At 69.8% G+C, this 22,175-nt stretch carries 19 protein-coding genes; 1 reads left to right on the top strand and 18 read right to left on the bottom strand.

Annotated features, from left to right (window positions below; translation table 11 throughout):
- From ABZT06_RS45710 to ABZT06_RS45640, 15 genes are all read right to left on the bottom strand, one after another.
- Positions 1 to 2,104 (bottom strand): FUSC family protein (locus tag ABZT06_RS45710; RefSeq protein WP_355754735.1); only part of this gene is annotated, 2,104 nt, incomplete at its 3' end.
- Between the two features lie 230 nt (positions 2,105 to 2,334).
- Positions 2,335 to 2,991 carry a hypothetical protein gene (locus tag ABZT06_RS45705; protein ID WP_355754732.1) on the bottom strand — a complete coding sequence of 219 codons (657 nt, stop codon included), beginning with the start codon at positions 2,989 to 2,991 and terminating at the stop codon, positions 2,335 to 2,337.
- 638 nt (positions 2,992 to 3,629) lie between these two features.
- Positions 3,630 to 4,004, bottom strand: a complete 375-nt coding sequence (locus ABZT06_RS45700) for a hypothetical protein (RefSeq protein WP_355754730.1) — start codon at positions 4,002 to 4,004, stop codon at positions 3,630 to 3,632.
- Positions 4,005 to 4,131: 127 nt separating this feature from the next.
- Entirely contained in the window at positions 4,132 to 6,144 is a 2,013-nt protein-coding gene (locus ABZT06_RS45695; protein ID WP_355754728.1) for a right-handed parallel beta-helix repeat-containing protein, read from the bottom strand.
- Between the two features lie 329 nt (positions 6,145 to 6,473).
- A complete protein-coding gene (locus tag ABZT06_RS45690; protein ID WP_355754726.1) occupies positions 6,474 to 7,604 on the bottom strand; it encodes an XdhC/CoxI family protein in 1,131 nt (376 codons plus the stop codon).
- Positions 7,605 to 7,764: 160 nt separating this feature from the next.
- Positions 7,765 to 9,960, bottom strand: coding sequence for a xanthine dehydrogenase family protein molybdopterin-binding subunit (locus ABZT06_RS45685; RefSeq protein WP_355754724.1), 2,196 nt, complete (start codon positions 9,958 to 9,960; stop codon positions 7,765 to 7,767).
- The gene (locus ABZT06_RS45680) at positions 9,957 to 10,937 is read right to left on the bottom strand and encodes a xanthine dehydrogenase family protein subunit M (RefSeq protein ID WP_355754721.1); all 981 of its coding nucleotides are present in this window, start codon (positions 10,935 to 10,937) and stop codon (positions 9,957 to 9,959) included. Before ABZT06_RS45680 ends, ABZT06_RS45685 begins: the two co-directional genes overlap by 4 nt.
- A 12-nt stretch (positions 10,938 to 10,949) precedes the next feature.
- A complete protein-coding gene (locus ABZT06_RS45675; RefSeq protein WP_355754719.1) occupies positions 10,950 to 11,600 on the bottom strand; it encodes a (2Fe-2S)-binding protein in 651 nt (216 codons plus the stop codon).
- 328 nt (positions 11,601 to 11,928) lie between these two features.
- A complete protein-coding gene (locus tag ABZT06_RS45670; protein WP_355754717.1) occupies positions 11,929 to 12,342 on the bottom strand; it encodes a cupin domain-containing protein in 414 nt (137 codons plus the stop codon).
- Between the two features lie 32 nt (positions 12,343 to 12,374).
- Positions 12,375 to 13,142 (bottom strand): glucose 1-dehydrogenase, encoded by a 768-nt coding sequence (locus ABZT06_RS45665; protein WP_355754715.1) that lies wholly within the window; start codon positions 13,140 to 13,142, stop codon positions 12,375 to 12,377.
- A gap of 94 nt (positions 13,143 to 13,236) precedes the next feature.
- Positions 13,237 to 14,004: an SDR family oxidoreductase gene (locus ABZT06_RS45660; protein ID WP_355754714.1), complete on the bottom strand. Its 768-nt coding sequence runs from the start codon at positions 14,002 to 14,004 to the stop codon at positions 13,237 to 13,239.
- Between the two features lie 69 nt (positions 14,005 to 14,073).
- Positions 14,074 to 15,330: an MFS transporter gene (locus tag ABZT06_RS45655; RefSeq protein WP_355754712.1), complete on the bottom strand. Its 1,257-nt coding sequence runs from the start codon at positions 15,328 to 15,330 to the stop codon at positions 14,074 to 14,076.
- Positions 15,331 to 15,497: 167 nt separating this feature from the next.
- Positions 15,498 to 16,016: a cyclophilin-like fold protein gene (locus ABZT06_RS45650; protein ID WP_355754710.1), complete on the bottom strand. Its 519-nt coding sequence runs from the start codon at positions 16,014 to 16,016 to the stop codon at positions 15,498 to 15,500.
- Positions 16,017 to 16,031: 15 nt separating this feature from the next.
- A complete protein-coding gene (locus tag ABZT06_RS45645) occupies positions 16,032 to 16,697 on the bottom strand; it encodes an SDR family NAD(P)-dependent oxidoreductase (RefSeq protein WP_355754708.1) in 666 nt (221 codons plus the stop codon).
- Positions 16,698 to 16,782: 85 nt separating this feature from the next.
- The gene (locus tag ABZT06_RS45640; protein ID WP_355754706.1) at positions 16,783 to 17,799 is read right to left on the bottom strand and encodes a zinc-dependent alcohol dehydrogenase family protein; all 1,017 of its coding nucleotides are present in this window, start codon (positions 17,797 to 17,799) and stop codon (positions 16,783 to 16,785) included.
- 183 nt (positions 17,800 to 17,982) lie between these two features.
- Here ABZT06_RS45640 and ABZT06_RS45635 point away from each other — a divergent pair, with 183 nt between their 5' ends.
- Entirely contained in the window at positions 17,983 to 18,852 is an 870-nt protein-coding gene (locus ABZT06_RS45635; RefSeq protein ID WP_355754704.1) for a helix-turn-helix domain-containing protein, read from the top strand.
- Between the two features lie 375 nt (positions 18,853 to 19,227).
- On the opposite strand, the gene ABZT06_RS45630 is transcribed toward ABZT06_RS45635, so the two are convergent.
- From ABZT06_RS45630 to ABZT06_RS45620, 3 genes are all read right to left on the bottom strand, one after another.
- The gene (locus ABZT06_RS45630; protein ID WP_355754739.1) at positions 19,228 to 19,416 is read right to left on the bottom strand and encodes a hypothetical protein; all 189 of its coding nucleotides are present in this window, start codon (positions 19,414 to 19,416) and stop codon (positions 19,228 to 19,230) included.
- A gap of 208 nt (positions 19,417 to 19,624) precedes the next feature.
- On the bottom strand, positions 19,625 to 20,311 hold the full coding sequence (locus ABZT06_RS45625) for an N-acetylmuramoyl-L-alanine amidase (protein ID WP_355754702.1): 687 nt from the start codon (positions 20,309 to 20,311) through the stop codon (positions 19,625 to 19,627).
- Between the two features lie 185 nt (positions 20,312 to 20,496).
- Entirely contained in the window at positions 20,497 to 21,375 is an 879-nt protein-coding gene (locus ABZT06_RS45620) for an aldo/keto reductase (RefSeq protein WP_355754699.1), read from the bottom strand.
- Positions 21,376 to 22,175 lie beyond the last annotated feature (800 nt).

Raw genomic sequence — 22,175 nt, 5'->3', positions numbered from 1 at the left:
CGCGGGAGATCCGTGTCAGATCGGCAGCCAGGGACTGCAGCCACTCGACCACGGCGTAGTACCGGCGGGGCGCGCCCACCGGATCGGCGTGGAACTCGGGGTACACCGGATCGATCCGCGGTACGGGCGTGGGCGGGGTGTCCCCGCCGGGATCCAGGGCCGCGGAGACCAGCAGCATCCGGCCGGCCATGCGTTCGCCGAGCGCGGCCACCGCCCGGGCTGTCGCGGCGGGCAGCTCGGTGACGGGCGGAGCCAGGAGCCGTTCGGATCCCCACAGGGTGTGGTGCCCGGCGATGAGCGTCGCCTGCCAGTCGACCAACGCCGAGGAAGTCCGCCCGGCGCCCGTGAAGGGTGGGGGCTCGCTCTGGAACTGAGCGTAGGCCGATTCGGCGAGGACGACCGCGTGGTGCAGGGATCGCTGCCCGGGCGCGGCCGCCGGCACGACCGTGGCGGCGCCGCCCGCCACCGACGACGTCGTGGCCACCACGACCTCCGCGGCTGTGCGCAGGAGTTCGGCGGCCGCGCGGCGCATCTCGTCATGGGCGCCCCGCGGCCACGCGAGCAGCCCGAACACGGCGCCGATCGTGCTGCCGATCAGCACGTCGAGCATGCGCACCTCCGCCAGCTGCCAGGTGGACGGCGCCAGCTGCGCGAACACCAGGGCCACCAGCACGGTGAACATTCCCTGGGACCACCCGACACCTCGCACCGGCCCGACGGTGAAGGCGAGCAGCATCCACAGGGGCAGCAGCACGGCGTAGACGTTGGTGTGGGTGCCCACCAGGGTCAGTGTCCCGGCGGTCAGCAGCGCCCCGGCCAGCGTGCCGGTGAGCGCGAGCCGGACGGTGTGACGGGTTGCCTCCAGGGTGGTCCTGGTGAGACTGAGCGTGGCGAGCATGGCCCAGAAGCCGTGCGGCAGGGTGTCGATTCCCGCGACGAGCCGCGCCGCTGTGAGGGCCAGCGCGATCCGCACCGCGTTCTGGAAGAACACCGACCGGCGCCCCGCATGCCCGCGCAGCCTGTGCCACCACAGCACCGGGGCCGGGACCGTGGAGTACCAGAAGCGCTCCGGCGCCACCTCCGCCTCGGCATGCCGTCCGCGTACGGCGCGGTCGGCCGCCGCCCCCATGGCCAGCGCGGCATCCGCGATCTCCAGCACGGCCGCGTGCCTGCGCAGCACCGCGGGCGTGAATCCGGACGGGGGCGCGGCCCCCGGGCCGGACGCCCCCGCGGACAGGGCGGACAGCGCGGCGCGTGCCGAGGACAGCTCACCGTACGGCCCCAGCACCGTGGTCCCTGCGCGCAGACACTGCGCCGTCGCCGTCGCGAGGTCCGCAGCCGCACGCAGTACGGCTACCACCTCGCGCTCCGGCACCCGAGACAGGGCGGTCAGCCATGCCAGGCGATTCAGGAGCGTACGGACGGCAAGGCCGGTGTGGGCAAGGGCCCGCACCCGCACACCGGGACCGGCCGGACGCTCCGCCTCGGGCACCATCAGCGACCGCAGCCCCCGGCCGACCCCTTCCGCCACGCTGCGGTCCGAGTCCTTTAGTTCGTACGGCGGCACGGCCAGGGCTCGGGCACAGTGTGCCGCCGTCCGTGCGGCACGAGCCGCCCGCTCCCGGTACGGCGTCGGGGAGGGCTCGGCGAAGATCAGCGCCTCGGTGGCGATCAGCAGCACCAGCCCGGTCGTCGTGCCGAGCAGCCGCTCGTCGAGCGAGCCGGGATCGTAGGGCGGGAACGACGGCAGGATGTACAGCAGCTGGAGCCCCGGTGCCGCGCCCGCCGGGCGCGGTCCGCTCACGGCGGAGAAGGCCAGCGCGAAGCCGACCGCCAGCATCCCGGCGACGGCGCTCCAGGTCCGCACCGAAAGATAGGTGCCGACGACCACCAGGACCCAGCACACCGGAAGCACCCGCACCATGATCGCCGCGCGCTGGCGCCCGGTTCCCGGGATCCGCGAGAGTCCGCCCAGAGCCACCCCGCCGAACAGCGCATACGTGGCCGCGACGGGACTGTCGAACCCGTAGCGGAAGAGGTAGAAGCCGATCACAGCGGCCAGGGCAACGCGCACGGCCCGGCGGCCGGAAGCGACGTAGGCCACCGGAAACAACCCAGCTGGGACACCCCTCACCCCTCCAGGATCACCCCGACGCCTGGGGCGCGCGTCCTGGGCGGCGACACCGACCGCTTCACTCAACTCCTGGGCAACACCCACCGCGAACCCGGCAAAAGTTCAGCACTCCTGCACACGGCCCGCCCCCCACGTGCAGACCGTGATCGCACCGTCCTTGTGGGAGTCAGTAAGCCGCGCGCTGCCTTCCAGTGGCCTTTTCAGCCGAGGTGTAGGACGGTCAGGGCCGTGGTCCAGTCGGTGACGATGGCCTGCTGCGCGGCCGCGAGCGTGACCTGGCCCTTGCAGACCGCGGTGTGCAGTTTCGTCTCCACCGGGTCCTTCCGGTTGTTCACCCCGGCACCCTTCTTGTGGCCGGGGTCGGCCGGCTCCACCCACAGGTTGCGCGGATCGTTCGGGTCGCCGCCGAGCTGCAGGCTGATCAGGTGGTCGTACTCCACATCGCCCATGCGGCCGGTGTATCCGTAGGAGGCGGCGTTGAGCCTCTTCTCTTTGCCGGTCACATACGCGGAGGGGCGTATGCCGGAGGTGTAACCGCCCTTGCGGCATATCGTCGACTTCAGGTTCGCCTGAGTCACCGCCGGAGAGATGGCACCCGGTGTGCAGGTGGGGTCCTCAAGGGGCTCGCCATGTTCGGAGCGGTAGTGGCACGAGCCGGCGGCAGGCTGCTGCTGCACGGTGTAATGCTTCTGCGGGCCCGCCCCCACCACGATCGCCCGCCCTGAACCAGCAGACGCACCAGGCGCGGGGTTCTGGGTCCCGGACGGTGTCGGTGTGCCGAGTTGAACGGACGAACAACCCGTCATCAGCAGGCACACGAGCAGGACGGGCGGTACAGCACGGCGGACAGGAGGCATGACGATCCTTCACAGGCAGGCGACGGCTGAGCAGATGCTCCCCCATCACCACCAGGGCCTCTTCGCCGGGGTACTGCGTACAGGTACACGACCGCCCTCGCAGCCCTCGGTTACCTTGACGAAGGCGCCGCACCCTCACACAAGACGAGCACCGGAGCCTTTTGGGCCTGAGCCGCGGTGGAGTTCCTCCGCCACACCGGCGTCCGCATCGAGGAATTGCTCGAGACCAGCCATCACAGCATCACGCAATACAGGCCCCCTAGAACCGGAGAGACCGTCCCGCTGCTACAGATCGCGCCGCCGAAGACTGGCGAGGAGCGCGTGCTGCTCGTCAGCCCCGAGTTCGCCGACATCCTGAGCATGATCGTCTGGCGGGTACGTGACAGGTCGGCGCAATTCTCCTGGTCGCCTCGTTCGACGACCTGGAGAGACTCTCGCTCGGGCACGTCCCGCCACGGTGCACCGGCGCGGGTGCGCCGGCGTATGCCGTCCAGCAATGCCGCTTGGTGTGGACCGGCGGCCGTCCGGACTTCTTCCCTGCGGGCAGCAGGGGTTCCAGCTTCGCCCACTGCGCATTCGTCAGATCGTGCCCCTCCATGAAGTGGATCTTGAAACATCAAGATCCACTCCTCAACGCCCTAGAGCCAACGGGCAGCGGCCTCGTAGGTGGTGGCTGGAGTGCTGTTGAAGGCGATGGCCGCGTCGGGTGCGTGCCGCCGCACCAGGTTGACCACCTGCTCCAGGAGTTCGGCCTGATCGTCCGAGTGCCAGAGCCCACCACCGATGGTGACGCACTCCCAAGGACGGGCCCGCAGCGCGCTCTCGACGACCGCTTGCACGTCGTCACTTCCGTCCAGGCCGATCAGGCAGGTCTCCACACCCACACCGTGTTCGGCGAACTTGGCCAGTCCCGCCTCGATCGCCTTGGCGACGGGTTCGGGATCCCACGGCCCCGGCACCCGGTAGGGATCGAGCCCGATGACGAGGACGCGGGGTTCAGCCGTGGTGTCCATGTGCGGACGATACTCGCTCAGCTCAGCCAGGCCGGCCGCGGCGACGTGAGTCCGGCCTTGTTCGACTTGGGCCGCCTGTCCCGCCCTGCGCTTTCCAGGGCGGGACCCTGAACTGTTCTCCTCCGTGTCAGGCCGGCTGCCAGGAGAGGATCGCCCGGTACGACGACTCGATGCCGCCCGCCGCAATGATGCTCGACGGAACCTGGGCCGCCCCGGTGATGGCGTGATTGTCCTTGATCAGAACCTTCTTGTTGTCGTAGTCGGACGGACCGTTCGGCCAGTAGTTGCCCTCAATGTCCGTGGGGTCGTACGTTCCGTCGCCCGCCGTGTAGTTCACGTGCTTGCTGCCCCACGGCGAGACGTTGATGTTCCACACCGCGTTACCGAGGATCGAGACGTACGTGGCGCCGTTGTCCGTGTACAGGACGTGGCCGCCCGAGGTGTTGAGCTGGTCATGGACGACGTTGCCGACGACCTTCTCACCGTTCGTCATCGAGGTGCCGGTGATCCCGTTCGTATAGACGGCACCCCCGTCACCGAGCAGCGACATGTGGTCGTAGATCAGGTTGTACGAGATCGTGTTGCCGTTCGAGTAGTTGGGCTGTGCGGGCAGGCTCACCTTGTCGGGCCAGCCGCCCCAGCCGATGGAGATGGCCGTGTAGGGCACGTGATCGATCTGGTTGTGGGTGATGGTCGATGTCTCGATGTATCCGGCGTCGATGGCGACCCCGCCGTGGTATTCGGCGGCGGTGTCGTAGAAGTGGCTGTCTTTGACGGTGATCCCGCTGGTGTGCTGTGCCGAACTGCCGGGCTGGGGGATGTCCACGCCGCCCAGGTCGAGACCGTTGCCGGAGATGTCGGTGAACACGCAGGCGGTGACGGTGGCGTTCTGCGAGCCGTTGCCGAGATCCAGTCCGGCCGCGCCGAGATGGACGAAGTAGTCGTGGTCGAAGTGGATGCTCTTGTCGTAGGTGAACCGCACCGCGCCGGGCATCTTCGTCCAGTTGCCGTACGGGCAGGTGCCGCCTGACACGAACGTGCACAGTCCCTGGGTGGCATAGCCCGTGGTACCGGTGACCTGGTATGTCGCCTGGATCTCGGAGAAGCCCGTGCCGGTGTTGGAGGTCGTGTAGTTCGCGTAGCTGAACTGGATGCCCTGGAAGCCGATGTGGCTGGGTTCGTCCGAGGCCTTTCCGGAGCTCGCCACCAGAGTGTCCAGCGAGGGCGCCTCGACGTCCGCGGTGGTCAGGTTCTCCCCGGAGCGCGGGATGTAGTAGAACCTGTGCTCGGTCTTGTCGAGATAGAACTCACCCGGCTTGTCGAGGAGTTCGTAGGCGTTCTCCACCGCCGTCGGTGCCTCGGTGATCGACTTGCGGCCGACCAGGTTGTAGGTGCGGCCCGAGTCGTCCGTCCGCATGACGCGCTGGGTGGAGTTGTTCCAGCAGGGCTGGGCCATGGTGATGGCGGTGCTGGTGACCGAGGCGACCGGACAACGCGGCTCGGTCCACAGTCCGAGCCCGCCGCGGTAGACGAACTCGATGGCCGACCGGTTGCGCCAGCCGGCCATCGGGTCGCCGGACACCGTGGTGTATCCGGTCGCCGTCTGCGTCACCGACACCGGCAGCGAACCCGTGGCACGCTGGGCGCGTAGGCCGTTCACGTACAGCTGGCGGGTGTCCAGGCTGCTGGGGGCCGGGGCGGACCAGATGCTGCTGTCGGTGCTGGTCCGCGTCCAGCCGGTGACCTGGACGCCGCCGCTGATGACCGGGGTCTGTCCGGATGCCGCCTTCCACCAGACGGTGCCGGCCGTGCCGCCACCCGAGTCCGCGGAGCTGAAAGTGAGCGTCTTGGCGAGCCTGTAGACACCTCCGGCCAAGGTCACGGTGATCGGACCGGACGTCGACTTGTCGATCGAACGGACTGCGGTCTGCGCCTTGGTGAGCGTGCGGAAGGGGGCGTCGGCGCTGGTGCCCGGGTTGCTGTCATTGCCGCTGGGCGAGACGAAGTAGCTGACCGCGGTCGCGGCGTGCGCGGGTGAAGCGAGCGCCCCGAAGGGCAGGAGTGCGCAGAAGAAGGCCGCGAGGACTCGATAAGACCCGATGAATAAGAAGAGTGGTCTGGCGGGTCTCGCGGCTGGCATCTGTTCCCTTGTCAAAAACATGCAGGAAAGGTAGGGGCAGTGCGGTGAGAGGTCAATGACTGCGGCGTAGATACATCGGATCAATGCCGGGTCCGTTCCGACCAGAGGCGCGCGGCCGCGTGCGGAACCAGGCCCCGTCGGGGCTGTTGAAGAACGCACGTAGAGGTCGTCTCCTCGCGCACCACCCAGATGGTGGTGGGCGTGCGCAGCCGCCGTCGGCCCGCTGGGGCTGGATGTGCAGTGCGCCGGTCTACTCGATCGCGTTGAGCTGGTCGCTGGTCCAGTGCGTCATCGCGATGTCTCCTTTTGCGCGCGATTGTCCTTGGGGCCTACCGGTAGTTCATCAACCGCGGCGGCCGGTGGATCGGGCCGGTGATCCGGGTCAGGGGCCGGCCCGTGCCCTGGTTGGCCTGAGCGATGATCTCCGCGATGATCGAGACGGCCGTCTCCTCGGGCGTGCGGGCTCCGAGGTCGAGGCCGACCGGGGAACGCAGCCGCGCCAACTCGTCGGCTGTGACGCCCTCCTCGCGCAGGAGGCGCAGGCGCTCGTCGTGGGTGCGGCGGGAGCCCATCGCCCCTACGTAGGCGACGGGCATGCCGAGGGCAAGCCGCAGCAGGGGGATGTCGAACTTGGCGTCGTGGGTGAGGACGCATACGGCGGTGCGCTCGTCCACCTCGGTGCGTTCCAGGTAGCGGTGGGGCCAGTCGACCACTACCTCGTCGGCGTGGGGGAAGCGTGCGGGCGTGGCGAAGACGGGGCGGGCGTCGCAGACGGTGACCCGGTAGCCGAGGAAGCGGCCGGCCTGACTGAGGGCGGCGGCGAAGTCGACCGCGCCGAAGACCAGTAGGCGCGGCCGGGACGCGTGCACGTGGACGAGGACGGACAGCCGTTCGGGGCATTCGTCCCCTGTCCCGCCGATGTCGACGCGGGCGGTGCGGCCGGCCCGCAGCTGGGCCCTGGCCTGGTCGGCCACCACCCGGTCTGCCGGGCCGCCGTCCACGCGCCCGTGGGCGGCGTGGTCACCGCCGTGCACGCTCAGCGTGGAGCCGAGGAGGTGCTCCGGGCCGTCCACGACCTGTGCGACGGCGACCGGTCGCCCGTGAGTGATCTCGGAGAGGGCCGTGGACAGGTGCGGCTGGGCTGCGGGATCGACGCGCTGGACGAGGACGTCGAGTTCGCCGCCGCAGGTCAGGCCGACCGCGAAGGCGTCGTCGTCGGAGTAGCCGAACCAGGTCCGCTGCGGTGCGCCCCGGTCGCGGAGCACCTGTTGGCACAGTTCGTAGACCGCGCCCTCGACGCAGCCGCCGGAGATGCTGCCGATCGCGGTGCCGTCCTCGTCGACTGCGACCGAAGTACCGGCCGGCAGGGGTGCGCTGCCGGTGACGTCGACGACGGTGGCCAGGGCGAAGGGGCGTGCCTCGCGGCACCAGCGGTGCAGTGTGTCCGCGATGTTGAGCATGGCAGTTCTCCACGGCAGGACCAGATCGGAAGGTGAGCGGGCCGCCGCCACGACGCCGGGGAAAACGTCACGCGGCGGCGGCCCTCGGAAGTCCGGCAGCCGAACGGGGAGCAGGCTGCCGGACGAGTGGTGTGCACTTCGCCGGCCCGAAGCGCACAGGTCAGAGCAACGCCTCGGCGGTGATGGGCAGTTCGCGGATGCGGCGGCCGGTGGCGTTGAAGACCGCATTGCCGATCGCGGCCGCCACACCCACCTGGACGACCTCGCCGAGCCCCTTGACGCCGAGCGCGTTGCCGTCGTTGTCCTCGCCGTCCAGGTAGATCGCCCTGACGTCGGGGACGTCGGCGTTGACGGGGACGAGGTAGTCGGCGAGGTTGGCGTTGACGATGCGGCCGTCGCGGTGGTCGGTGGCGGTGTGCTCCAGCAGGGCCGTGCCGATGCCGCCCACGATGCCGCCGATCGCCTGGCTGTCGGCGAGCTTGGGGCTGATGATGCGGCCCGCGTCGTACACGCCGAGCATGCGCCTGACCCGTACGAGGCCCAGGGCCGCGTCGACGGCGACCTCGGCGAAGGTGGCGTTGTAGGCGTGGTAGGAGTGCCGCTCCGGGCTGGGCGGCCCGGTGTAGGAGCCGCCCGCTTCGAGGTGGGTGCGGTTGTTGCGGGCCAGTAGCGTCCGGTACGTCTCGCCGCGGGTCGGGTTGCCCTGTACGTGCAGTCGGCCGCCGCGTACGACCACGTCGTCCGCCTTCACCCCGTACAGCGGTGACTCGCGGTCGTCGACGGCCAGCTTGATCGCCTGCTGCCGCACCTGGGTGCAGGCGTCGTGGACGGCGGTGCCGACGCTGGCCATGGTCGACGAGCCGCCGTGCGGCGAGGTCGGAGGGTAGCGGGAGTCGCCGAGCCGGAAGGTGACCGTACGCATGGTCAGCCCGAGCGCGTCGGCGGCCACCTGGGTCTGGGAGGTGTAGGTGCCAGGCCCCATGTCACTGGTGGCCGCCTCGACCACAGCGGTGCCGTCGGCATCGAGACGGGCCCGGGCCTGCCCGGGGTAACGCCCGGGATCGTAGACACCGGCGGCCATCCCCAGGCCGATCAGCCAGTCGCCCTCGCGCCTCGAACGTGGCCGGGCGGAGCGGCGCTGCCAGCCGAACTCACGGGCGCCGACCGTGTAGCACTCGCGCAGCCGACGGGTCGAGAACGGCAGGTTGCTCGACTCGTCCTCGTTCGGTTCGTTGCGTCGGCGCAGCTCGATCGGGTCGACGCCCAGCTTGTGAGCGAGTTCGTCCATGGCCGACTCGATCACGAACGACGCCGAGGCGAAACCGGGGCCACGCATCCAGATCGGGGTGTTCACGTCCAGGGGGGCCGTCCGGTACGCCTGGCTGACGTTCGGCATGCTGTAGAGCATCTGCCCCGCGCCCATGACGGCCTCGGTGAACGTCTCGTACGAGGAGGTCTCGGCGTCGATGTCGTGGATCGCGGCGGTCAGCCGGCCGCGCCGGTCGCTGCCGAGGCGCAGCCGGTACTCGTACGACGGCCGGAAGCCGGTGCCGAAGTACATCTGTTTGCGGCTCAGCACCAGCTTGACCGGACGCTTCGTCTCCCGCGCGGCCAGGGCGGCGACGACGCTGTGCGGCCAGCAGCGCAGTCCGCTGCCGAAGCCACCGCCGACGAACGGGTTGATGACGCGCACCGACTCCGCGGGCAGGCCGAACACGGCCGCGAGCTCGTCATGCGTGCCCATCACCCACTGCGTCTTGTCCCACACGGTCAGCTTGTCGCCGTCCCAGCGGGCGATGGTGGCGTGCGGCTCCATCGGATTGTGGTGATTGCGCGCCAGCTGGTACGTCAGATCCAGCCGTACGGGAGCGTCGCGCAGGCCCGCTTCCGCATCGCCGCGCGCGTAGTTCGTCGGCTTGTCCCGCTCCGCATCGTGCAGGTCGGTCGAGGGCTGTTCGGCGTCGTACTCGACCTTCACCAGGCTCGCGCCGTGCTGGGCGGCCTCGAGGGTGGTGGCGACCACGACGGCGACCGGCTGGCCGTGGAAGAGCACCCGGTCGTCCTGGAAGACCCGTTGCCGTCGGCCCGGCGGGTTGTTCGACCCGGCGTTGTCGCGGTACGGCAGCTTCGGTGCGTTGCCGTGGTGGATCACCTGGAGCACGCCCGGGTGGGCTTCGGCGGCGCCGGTGTCGATGCCGGTGATACGCCCGCGGCCGATGCTCGCGTCCACGATGACGGCGTGCACCGCCCCGTCGACATCGAACTCGGCGGCGTACTGCGCCTTGCCCGTGACCTTCAGTCGGCCGTCCACCCGGGACAGCGGCGCACCCACGGCTGCCTGCGGCTGGGGGCTCACTTGGTACCTCCTACGATGCGCAGCTGGCGTTCGACGGTCCGCTTGAGCAACTCGACCTTGAAGCGGTTGTGTTGCAGGGGACGGGCGCCTTCTGCCGCCTTGGCGGCAGCGGCCGTCCACAACGAGGCCGAGGGGCGCTCGCCGACGAGGTGCTGCTCGACGGCGGGCAGCTTCCACGGCACGGTGCCCACCCCTCCGGCGGCCACTCGCGCCTCGCGGATCACTCCGCCGCGCACATGCAGGGCGACGGCCGCCGAGGTCAGGGCGAACTCGTAGGACTGCCGGTCACGCACCTTCAGGTATCCCGACTTCAGCGGACGCGGCACCGCGGGGATCTCCACTGCGGTGATCAACTCGCCTTTTCTGAGGGCCTGTTCACGATTCGGAGTGCTGCCCGGTCGCAGCAGGAAGTCAGCGAAGGCGACCTGGCGCTCCCCGTCCGGGCCCAGCAGGCGCACCTGCGCCTCAAGCGCCGTGAACGCCACGGCGACGTCGGAGGGGTGGGTCGCCACGCAGGCGTCGGAGGTGCCCAGGATGGCGTGGGTGCGGTTGACGCCCTCCAGCGCCGCGCAGCCGGAACCGGGCTCGCGCTTGTTGCAGTCGGCGGTCACGTCCCGGAAGTAGGTGCAGCGGGTGCGCTGCATGATGTTGCCGCCGATGGTCGCCATGTTCCGCAGCTGGGCCGACGCGCTCAGCTCCAACGACTCGGAGACGACCGGGAACAGGGTGCGCACCTTGCGGTGGGCGGCGGCCTCGGACATGGTCACCAGGGCACCGATGCGCAGCCCGCCGCGCTCGGTGACGGTGATCTCGTCCAGTGGCAGACCGCTGATGTCGACCAACACCTCGGGGCGCTCGACGGTCTCCCGCATCAGGTCGACCAGCGTGGTGCCGCCGGCGATGTAACGACCGCCGCGACGACCGGCGTTGAGGGCTTCCGTCGTGTCGGACACGGGCGTGTAGGTGAAGGGATGCATGACGGCCGCTCCTTACTTCCGGGCGGCGGTCTGCTCGACCGCGCGCACGATTTTCACGTAACAGCCGCAGCGGCAGATGTTGCCGCTCATCCACTCCCGGATCTCCTCCGGAGAGCCGGTGTGGCCTTCCTGGATGCAGCCGACACCGGAGACGATCTGGCCGGGTGTGCAGTAGCCGCACTGGAAGGCGTCCTCGTCGATGAACGCCTGCTGCAACGGGTGGAGTCGGTCGCCCTCGGCCAGGCCCTCGATCGTGGTGACCTCGGCCCCCTCCAGGCGAACGGCCAGCGTCAGACAGGCATTGACCCGCCGGCCGTCGACCAGCACGGTGCAGGCGCCGCAGGCCCCGGCGTTGCAGCCCTTCTTGGAGCCGGTGAGGCCGAGATGCTCGCGCAACAGGTCCAGCAGCGACGTGCGGTTGTCGACCGTCACGGTCCGGCGGGTGCCGTTGACCGTCAGGGACACGTGGCTGGAGGGCGGCGCCTCGGCGGCGGCCACCTCCTCCGGAGCCGCGAGGAGTGATCCTCCGATCACCCCGCTCGCGACGACCGCACCACCGACCGCCGTACTGGTGGCGATGAAGGTGCGCCGAGTGGGCGCCGGGGCGGACTCGCCGGCTCCGGTGGGGGGTGGAACGGCGGACTCGGGGAGTTCAGTGGACATACGTACGCCTTCGTATCGCGGACGGATCGGCTGTACACACCAGCGGGACGGGAGAACGGAGCGTCGTCACCGCGGGGAACCGGGCCACCGCGCGTCTTGGCGGCGGCTGGTCGCATGGGGAGTCTTGCACCACCGGCACCGCTCGTGGCAGGGAGACTTTCCTCCCCCTTTACGCTCCGTCAGGAGCGCATGGCCAACCTCATCGGGGGCACTTTCGCGCGGGGAGGGGCAGGACAGCGCCGCGCTCCCTGCCTGGCCGGCGCACCCACAACGGCCCTCCTCCGGGGCCCTTGACGTCTTGAGTGAGCCCGGGTTGCGTGATGGGGGGCTACTGGTTGCGGGTGCGGGGGCCGGTGTACTGCTGGTCGGTGACCGGCTCGGCCCAGGTGGTCTCGGGGGTGCCGTCGTCTGTGCCCTCCCACATGGCGATGTGCTCCATGAACCGGTCGGGGGCGGCGCCGTGCCAGTGTTCCTCGTTCGGCGGACAGGTGACGGTCTCGCCGGGGTGGGCCTCGAGGATCGTGCCGTCGCGGGTGCCGATCAGGGCGATGCCGGAAACGACGTGCAGGGTCTGGCCCACGGCGTGGGAGTGCCAGTTGGTGTGGGCGCCCGGTGAGAAGCGGACCAGGTTGGCGCGCATCCGGGACGGCTCTTGGCCCGCCACGATGACGTCCCACCACACGTCGCCGGTGAACCAGTCCGCCGGGGCCTTGCTGCTGGGCTGCTGCTTGATGAATTCCATGATCTCTCTCAGCCCTCTTTCGTGGGTGGGGTCTAGCGGGCGACGTAGCCGCCGTCGACGGGGAGGGCGACGCCGACGACGAAGCCGGCTCCGGGGCTGCACAGCCACAGGACCGCCTGGGCGATCTCCTCGGCGGTGCCGAGCCGGTTGATGGGCTGGTTGGCCTCGGCCTCGGCGCGGTCGAGTTCCCCCTTGGCGATCATGTCGCTGACCATGGGGGTGTCGATGGTGCCGGGGCAGATCGCGTTGATGCGGATGCCGCGGGGTGCGTATTCGAGTGCCGCGCTGCTCGTCAGGCCGATCACGCCGTGCTTGGAGGCGTGGTAGGAGGCGCGGCCGGGGAGACCGACGAGGCCGCCCAGGGAGGAGCAGTTGACGATGGCTCCGCTGCCCTGCGCGCGCATGTGCCGCAGTTCGTGCTTCATGCAGGCCCACACGCCGCGGAGGTTGATGGCGTTGACGCGGTCGAACCGTTCGGCGGATTCCTCGGCGGCGTCGCTGGGCGGGATCTGGATGCCTGCGTTGTTGTAGGCCATGTCGAGGCGGCCGAAGCTCTCCACGGTGCGGTCAACGGCAGCGGCGACCTGGTCCTCGTCGCTGACGTCGCAGGTGAGGGCGAGGACCTGGCGGCCGGCGTCGGAGAGCTCCTTCTCGGCTGCGTTCAGCGCCGCTTCGTCGACGTCGGTGAGGGCGACGGCGGCACCCGAGGCGGCGAACGCGCGGGCGGTCGCCAGCCCCATGCCGGCGCCAGCACCGGTGACGAAAGCGACCTGGCCGGTGAAGTCGTAGCTGGGATTCATGCCGGACTTTCCTTTCGAGCGCTGAGGGTGTGGCAGTGCGAGTGGCACTGGGGCTGTTTTGATGAGCTGCGGCGGCACGGCTGGTGAGCCGCCGTCAGACGGTCTGGCCGCCGTCGACGACCAGGGCGTGGCCGGTGGCGAAGGAAGCGGCGTCCGAGCAGAGCCAGAGCACGGCGGCCGCGATCTCTTCCGGGGTGCCGAGGCGTCCGATCGGCTCGTCCGCGATCAGGACGTCGCGTCCTCCGGGGGTGCTTTCGGCGAAGCGCTGGATCATCGCGGTGTCGATGATGCCGGGGCAGACGGCGTTGACGCGGACGTTGGACGCCGCGTAGTCCAGGGCGGTCGAGCGGGTCAGGCCGATGACGCCGTGCTTGGCGGCGGCGTAGGCGGCCTGTCCCTTGAAGCCCTTGACGCCGGCGCCGGACGAGGCGTTGACGATCGCGCCGCCCCCCTGCCGGAGCATCAGGGGGATCTGGTGCCTCATGCACAGAAACATGCCGGTGAGGCTGACGCCGATGACGCGGTCCCACTCGTCTTTGGGGATGTCCGCGGCCGGCTTGACCGGCTGCTCGACGCCGGCGTTGTTGAAGGCGGCGTCCAGGCATCCGAACGCCTGCACGGTGTCGTCGAGCGCGGACTTCACGTCGTCTTCGCTGGTGACGTCGCAGGTGAGAGCCAGAGCTTGCCCGCCCGCCTCCTCGATAAGCCGTGCTGTCTCCCGCAGCCCTTCCAGAGACAGGTCCGCCAGGGCGACCCGGGCGCCTGCGCGGGCGAAGGCGACGGCGGTGGCGCGGCCGATGCCGGAGCCGGCTCCAGTCACGAAGGCCACCTTGCCGGTGAAGGCTGCGGTGCCAACGGTCATTGGCCAAGTCCTCTCGCTTGCTGGTACGTCGTGGGGTTCGTATCGGCAGTACGCGGATCCGGGCTTGCGTCAGTGCTGTGACGGCACCTGCGCGGGTTCGTCGCGTCGCGTGTGAGTGTGAGCGCTGCTCCGGGCCACGATCCGGCCCTTGTTGGCGGTGCCGTGGACGGCGAGGGCGATCAGCGGGAGGAGGGTGAGGGCCGCGATGGCGGTGCCGACCAGGGCCGGTCCGGTCAGGCCGAGGGAGGAGTCCAAGGCCGTACCGGCGATCGCCGATCCGGCGGCGATGCCGGTGTTGAAGGCGGAGGTCGTCAGCGCCGAGGTGAGGGTGGGGGCGTCGCCGGCGAAGCGCATGGCGAGAGCGGTCACGACGGGGTTAACGGTGAAGCCGGTCAGGCCCATGAGGAAAACCAGAGTCGTGGCTGTGACGGGGTTGCCGGACAGCGGGATCATCAGGAGCAGCACCAGAGCGGTGGCCGCGGCGGCCGTGATGGTCGTGGCCATCGGGCGTCGGTCACCCAGGCGGCCTCCGGTGGTCGTGCCGCCCAGGGCGCCGACGCCGAACGCGATCAGGACGAGTGGTACGGCGCCTGCCGGGATGCCGGCGCGGTCGGTCAGCAGCGGCGTGACGTAGGTGTACGTCGCCAGGACGCCGCCCATGATCAGCATCGCGGCGCCGAGCGCCAGCCACAGCCGACCCTGCCGCAGAGCCCTGACCTCGGCGCGGAGGGACACCTCGGCTCGCTGCTCCTGGGCCGGGATGAAGCGGCCGATGAAGGCTGCGGCGAGGCCGGAGAGGACGGCCAGGGCCCAGAAGGGGCCGCGCCAGCCGGTGAACTGGCCGGCGAAGGAGCCGAGCGGCACGCCGATGACGTTGGCCAGGGTCAGGCCGCCGATCATGACGCCCGTGGCGCGGGTGGCGTTGTGCGGGCCTGCGGCGGTGGTGGCGACGACGAAGCCGACGGACCAGAACGCTCCTGTGGCCAGGGCCGTGACAACGCGGGCGGCGAGGACGACCGTGAAGGACGTACTGAGGGCGGCGACGAGATGTCCGAGGCAGAACACGGACAGGGCCAGGATCAGCGTCAGGCGCTGAGGAAGGCGCAGGGTCGCCATGGCCATGGTCGGCGCACCGACGATCATGCCGATGGCGAAGGCGGTGATCAGCAGGCCGGCATGGGAGACGCTGACGCCGAGGTCACCGGCCAGCTCCGGCAGCAGGCCGGCGACGACGAACTCGGTGGTCCCCATCAGGAAGGTGCCTGCGGCGAGCACCCAGACGACGAAGGGAAGTTTGCCGGGGGTCGTCCCGGACGCGGAAGGCATACGTGGTCTTTCCTTGCGTGGAAATCGGGGGGATCAGGGTGGCGGCTGAAGCCGTCGCGGCGGACAGTGGACGGCGCGGCCACGCCTTCGACGGTTCCATGCAGCGAGCCGGACGAAAAGGGGAGGATCTCCTCCCCCCTTCGTGCACGGGCGAGCGGCGGGGCGGGTCAGGGCGCGGCTTCGATGGTGATCTCGTCAGCGGTGGCGAGCCGCTCGGCGCCGCCGTCGGCCATGTGTCCGAGGATGACCAGACCGGTCGCGTAGGGGGCGTCGCGGTAGTAGGTGGCGAGCTGGTTCCAGGGGGCGTAGTACGCCAGGTCGCCGACCTCGGGGTCGGCGCCTTCCGGGGCGCCGGAGGTGGACAGCTTCCGGGGCAGATCGGCGATCTTCTCGGCCTGGTGGAAGTCGCGCAGGGAGAGGGTCAGGGGGAGCTGTGCGGCGAAGTCGCGGGCGGTGGGGCTGTCGTTCAGGGTGGCGGCGATGTGGTGGCCGTCGAGGATGAGCCGGATGTTCATCGCGGTGGTCCTGCCGGTCGGTGTGGTGGCTGCCAGGCCCGTCGAAGCCCGCGGCGACGCGGACTCGGAGGCGGAGGAGGACGGGGAATCGTCGGTGCAGGCGGTCATGACCAGGAGCAGGGCGGCGGCCGGGAACACGCGGGTGAGAGCGCGGAAGGGGGCGGGATTCACGGGATCGTCCTGTGGCTAGTCGGGCAGAGGCTCGGAGTAGTGGCGAAAGCCGTCCCGCTTGGTGTGGATGTCGTACAGACGCTGGGCCAGGACATCGGGGCTGCTGTGCTCGGCGTCGGGCCGGATGGCTCCGGGGATGATCAGCTGGGCGGCGTGGATGTTCTCCACGGCCAGCGCGTCGTGGAGCATGCGGGCGTAGGCGCTCTCGGCAGCGAAGGCGATCGAGGTGCCGGCGACCTTCGGGTTGGGACGTACGGCGCTGGAGCCGTTCACGAACAGCAGGGTGCCGCGGCCGAGTTCGCGCATGCCGGGCAGCACGGCGTTCACCGCCGTGACGGGGCCCTTGACGGAGAAGGCGAGCGGGGCGTCGAGGTCGTCGGCGCTGGTGTCGAGGACCGGCTTCATGAAGTGGGCCTGGGGCACGGGGCTGTACTGGAGGATCTCGACGGGCCCCAGATCGGCCGCAGCTGCGTACAGGGCCGCGGTCAGGGACTCGATGTCGAGGACGTCGGCCGTGTAGCCGCGCGCCCGGATGCCGTCACGGGCGAGGTCGGCCGTCAGGCCGTCCAGCTTCTCCGCGTCGCGGGCGATGAGGGCGACGGAATGGCCGGCGGCTCCGAAGCGGCGGGCGGTGGACAGCCCGAGACCGGGGCCGGCGCCGATAAGGGCGAAGGTCGTCATGGTCAGTCCTTGTGTGAGCCGAGGTGGTTGCTGGTCGTGTGACCGCACCGCGTCGGTGCGGACCCGGGTGCGGGCGCGCCTGCGCTCAGGGCTTGAGCAGGGCCTTGACGGCGCGGCGTTCGTCCATCGCCCGGTAACCCTCGGCGACCTGGTCCAGGGACAGGGTGAGGTCGAAGACCTTGCCCGGGTCGATGCGGCCGGTCAGCACGCGGTCGATCAGGTCGGGCAGGTAGCGGCGCACGGGGGCGGGACCGCCGCGCAGGCCGACGTGGGAGAAGAACAGCTCCTCGCCGCCGATGGCCACCTCGTGCGGGACGCCGACGAAGCCGACGTTGCCGCCGGGCCGGGTCGAGTGCAGGGCCTGTCGCATCGAATCTGCGGTGCCGACGCACTCCAGCACACTGTCGGCGCCGATGCCGCCGGTGAGGTCCTTGACGCGGGCGACGCCTTCCTCGCCCCGTTCAGCCACGATGTCGGTGGCGCCGAACCCCAGGGCGAGCTTCTGGCGGGACTCGTGCCGGGACATGGCGATGATCCGCTCCGCACCCAGCTCCTTCGCGGCGATGACACCGCACAGCCCGACCGCTCCGTCGCCGACCACTACGGCCGTCGAGCCGGGCTTCACCTCGGCGGCGAGGGCGGCGTACCAGCCGGTCCCCATCACGTCGGACACAGCGAGCAGACTCGGCACCATCTCGGCGTCCGGGTGCTCGTCCGTGGCGACCAGGGTGCCGTGGGCGTTAGGGATGCGCACGGACTCGGCCTGGCAGGTGCTCATGAACTCGCGGTTCAGACAAGAGGACTGCCAGCCGTTACGGCAGTTCACGCAGGTGTTGTCCGAGGTGGCGAAGGAGCCGATCACGAACTGGCCCGGCGCGACGTTGGTGACCTCGCTGCCGACCTCCTCGACGACGCCGACGTACTCGTGCCCCATCGGGTGCGGGTCGCCAACCGGCTCGAGACCGCGATACGGCCACAGGTCCGAGCCGCACACACAGGTAGCGACTGTACGGATCACCGCGTCGGTCGGCCGTTGGATCTTCGGGTCGTCGAGGTTCTCGAGGCGCACGTCGCCGGGAGCGTGGATGACTGCTGCGCGCATGGGGATGCTTCCTTCGATGCGGGGATCGGTGAGCCGCAGCCGTCGTGAGGAACGACTGCTCACGATCGAGCCTCACACGCGGGGGCAGGCGCGAAAAGCGGAGAGAAATATCCCAGGACGGAAACATCCGGGGAGGAAATTCTCCCCCCTTACGCAGGTGCGATCGATGTCATCCTGGGCAGCATGACCGCCAACGTACCCCTCAACGAGCTGGGAGAATTCCTCAAGAAGCGCCGCTCGGAGCTGAGCCCCCGCACGGTCGGACTGCCCGAGACCGACAGGCCCCGCCGGGTGGAGGGGCTGCGCCGCGAGGAAGTCGCTCAGCTGGCCAATATCAGCACCGACTACTACACCCGCCTGGAACAGGGCCGTATGCAGGCATCGGCGCCCGTGCTGGATGTCCTCGCCCGAGTACTCCATCTGGACGACGACGAGCGCGGCTACCTCTTCCAGCTCGCCGGAAAGACCACCACCCGCACCCGGCGCCGCGGCCGGCAGAAGGTCCAGCCACAGTTGCAGCGGGTCCTGGACGACCTCACCGCCACTCCGGCCATCGTGCAGGGCAGGCGCGGGGACATTCTCGCCTGGAACGCGCTGGCCGCCGCCCTGGTCACCGACTTCTCCCGCCTCGCGGAAAAGCACCGCAACTATCCGCGCATCATCTTCACCGACCCCGCCATGCGCACCCTGTACGCCGACTGGAAGGGCTCCGCGCACATCGCCGTCGCCCAGCTGCGCATGGAGGCCGCGAAGTATCCCGAAGACCCGCGCCTGATCGAGCTGGTCGGTGAACTGTCCATGATCGACAAGCAGTTCGCCCGCTGGTGGGGCGATCACCACGTCGCCGCCCGCACCGTCGGCACCAAGACCCTCAACCATCCGGTCGTCGGCGAACTCGTCCTGGACTGGGACACCCTCACCGCCAACACCGACCCCGACCAGCACCTGACCGTCTGGACCTCCGCCCCCGGCTCCCCCACGCACGAACGGCTGCGCATCCTGGCCTCCTGGGCCGCCGACCAGGACCTGCAGGCCTCCTCCCCGGTCAGGTGACTGCGAGGGGCAGCCGCCACACGACGCCCGACCGGCGGAGCATGCTGTCCGTTACGACCTCGCCTGCCGGGCCCAGGGGGCCCTATGGGTTTGGTCGAGCGCCAGGATCGACACTCGGGGCACTCGACACCCCAGCCTGAAACCGCAGGTGACGGCAGTCAGGACGCTGTCTGTCCTTCCGGCGCGACCCTGGATCGCGTCCGGAAGCAAACCGCGGGCGAAATTCGGCGGTGCCTATCTGGGGCGCAGGCGATTGAAACGGGAGGTGCGAGAGCTGGCGAGTGGCGTCCCCGTCAGCCAGGCGTGGGTTCGGAGGTTGAGAGCGGCGGTGACGACGTGTTGAACGCGGGTCTCGTTCAGGCCGATAGAGGGGTTTCAGCGCGGGCCGCGGCGGCGCAGCCCGTGGGGGACGGAGCCTTCGACGCAGGCGCGGGTGGCGTAGTGCCGCCGCCAATGGCCGGTTTCCTGGAGCTGGCACCGAGCGCGAATCGCTTGGTGCTCCTCGCACAGGGCCAGCGTGAGTTTGCGTGGCTCGGTCTTCGAACGGGTGCATCTCGACCGCACTGGGCAGGCGGTGCAGTCGTGGCGGTCGAAGAACACGTGTCGTCGCCAGGCTCACTCGCGTCTTGGCGTTGATCGCATGAGGTTCCGTCGTCACGGCTCCCGCCTCACGCAACTGCCGGACGGCCTCGACCACTTGGGCGGGCCGGTAGACGGTTTCGTCTTGGGACGGCTCTACCCGACCGGGCGTGTACCGCCCGCCGCAGGCGCCTCAGATTGCGGCTCGCGCCAGGCGAAGATAGCGATCCCAGTCCCAGTGTGGGCCGGGGTCGGTGTGGTCGGTGCCAGGAACTTCGTGGTGCCCGACGATGTGCTCGCGATCCACCGGGATGCCGTAGCGCGCGCAGATGGAAGCGCACAGTTGGGCGGAGGCGCGATAGGAAGCGTGGGTGAACCAGCGGTCCGCTGCGTCGACGAACCCCTCGTGCTCGATGCCGATGCTGCGCTCGTTCCACTCGCGGTTGCCAGCGTGGTATGCCACGTCCAGCTCACGGACCATCTGTGTGACATGGCCGTCTCGGGCGCGCACCACGTAGTGGGCCGCGGCGCGATGGCCAGGGTCCTCGAACACCTTTAGGGCGACGGGGTACGTGCTCTGGGTGACGTGGATGACCACCCGGTCGATCATGTAGTCGTCCGGCCGTTCGGCAATCCGGTAGTTCGCATCCGAGGCCGCGATCCACTCGGCACCTGTCTGGTCCACCTCCCCCTCCTTGCGAGCCAGCAGAGGGCCTCGCAGGGTGCTGGGCAGGGTGCGGGAGATCTTGTCGGTCCCGCGGGCCGCCGCGATGCCGACTCCGCCGAGTGCGACGGCGCCAGCACCGAAGATGAAGGCCCTGCGAGTCCGGGCCGAAGCGCGGCGCAGGTGACGCGGCGAGGGATGATCCTGATCTTCCATGCCTCTGTCTCGTGAGCGTTGGGGGCGGGGTGTGGAGCGCAGTCAGCCGCCGAAGAGGGGGCGTCACCCGGGTGTCACCGGACCGGGCGCGATGAGCACCGGACAGGGGTGGACGCGCCCGATCCTCGGACCCGGCCGTGGGCCTAAACACGAGATGGAGGAGCGGGTGGGCGGCGGCCTCCCGGTCAGACGGCTTCCGCGAGGGTCTTGAACTCCCCGTCGGTGAGCTCGGCGAGCGCGGCGTAGGTGTTCTCCTCCAGATGCGCGACGCTTGACGTGCCAGGGATCGGCACCATCACCGGAGAGCGCTGCAGCAGCCAGGCCAGGGCGAGTTGTGCGGGAGTCGCGCCATGCTGCCGGGCCGCGGCGTCCAACGGGCCTCCCGGGCGGGCGAGTTCGCCGGTGGCGATCGGGAACCACGGGATGAACGCGATGTTCTCGGCCTCGGCGTACTCCAGGACGTCCTCAGCCGACCGGTTGGCGAGGTTGTAGAGGTTCTGCACGGAGGCGATCGCGGCGTAAGCGCGCGCCTCCTCGAGCTGTGCGACCGACACTTCGGACAGACCGATGTGGCGGATCTTGCCCTCCTGCTGGAGCTGGGCAAGTTCACCGATCTGCTCGGCCAGCGGCACCTTGGGGTCAATGCGGTGCAGCTGGTAGAGGTCGATACGTTCGAGCCCGAGGTGACGCAAGCTCAGCTCCACCTGCTGGCGCAGGTACTCGGGACGCCCGACCGGGGTCCAATTGCTCGGCCCCGGCCCCTGACGGGTCTGGCCGCCCTTCGTGGCGATGACCAGGTCATCCGCGTACGGGTGCAGGGCCTTGTGGATCAGCTGCTCGTTGACGAACGGTCCGTAGGCGTCGGCGGTGTCGATGAAGTTGACGCCGAGCTCGACGGCGCGCCGCAGCACACGGACGGCCTCGTCAGGGTCACGTGGGTCGCCCCAAACACCGGGGCCCGTCAGCTGCATGGCACCGTAGCCAAGACGGTTGACCCTCAGGTCGCCGCCCAGGTCGAAAGTGCCGGACGCGTCAGCGGGACGTGCGATGGACTGCGTACGCATAGAACTTCCTTGTCGGCTGATCATGTGAGAACTGAACGGGGTACGGATCCGCGACGGGGAAGATTGCTGCCAGCCCTGGGTCTGCGGCGACCCGACCTCATCTGGGGCAGCCCCGGTGGATCCGTGCGCGAGGTCGGTGAAACGGCCGGGCCCCGGCGCCCCAGGCCCTGCGGCCTATCACGCTGACGAGCCTGTCACGCGCGCGGCAGACCAAAAATGGGAGAAATCCTTCCGGGGAGGAATCCCTCCCCCCTCGCACCCGGCCCGCCTCCAGTCCGAGCAGCGGCCCTGGCGCAACCTCCCGCGCGGCCACCACGTCTCGAAGAGCCGCACGAGCGTGAGTCGGCAGCCCCTGCATCGGTCCGGGCGGCCTGTACCGCACTCACCCGCGGTGATCTCCTCCATCGGAGTGCGGTCACGCAAGGGTGCACACCCAACGTGCCCCGGAGGCTCCCGCACGGCCACCGAGCCCGAACTCGCATCCGTCGTCGATTCCCTCTGCGAGCACCCCGCCAGCAAGAGCGAGTCCTGGCCCTGATACTGCGCCGTGCCCCGGCTCACGCGAGAGAGCAACCCAGGTGTGAGACGTCGGCTCCAGTGGCGACCCGGATGGATGCCGCGGGCATGGACATCTACGGTGAGTCCGCGGTCATCCGTGACGGCTACCAGATCCGCTCCACCCCCCACCGGGACACCATTGATGCCCTGAGCGCCGACCAGCTGCACGCTCTCGACCAAGGGGTTCAGGACGAGGGGCCTACTGAGTCGAGTACCGCAACCACGTTCCCGCCGCATTGCGT

Origin of the sequence: Streptomyces sp. NPDC005483 (assembly GCF_040606035.1) — a bacterium.
In the GTDB taxonomy this organism is placed as follows: Bacteria; Actinomycetota; Actinomycetes; order Streptomycetales; family Streptomycetaceae; genus Streptomyces.
Note: the sequence above shows the minus strand (reverse complement) of the source record. Positions and strands in the feature narration are given on the sequence as shown.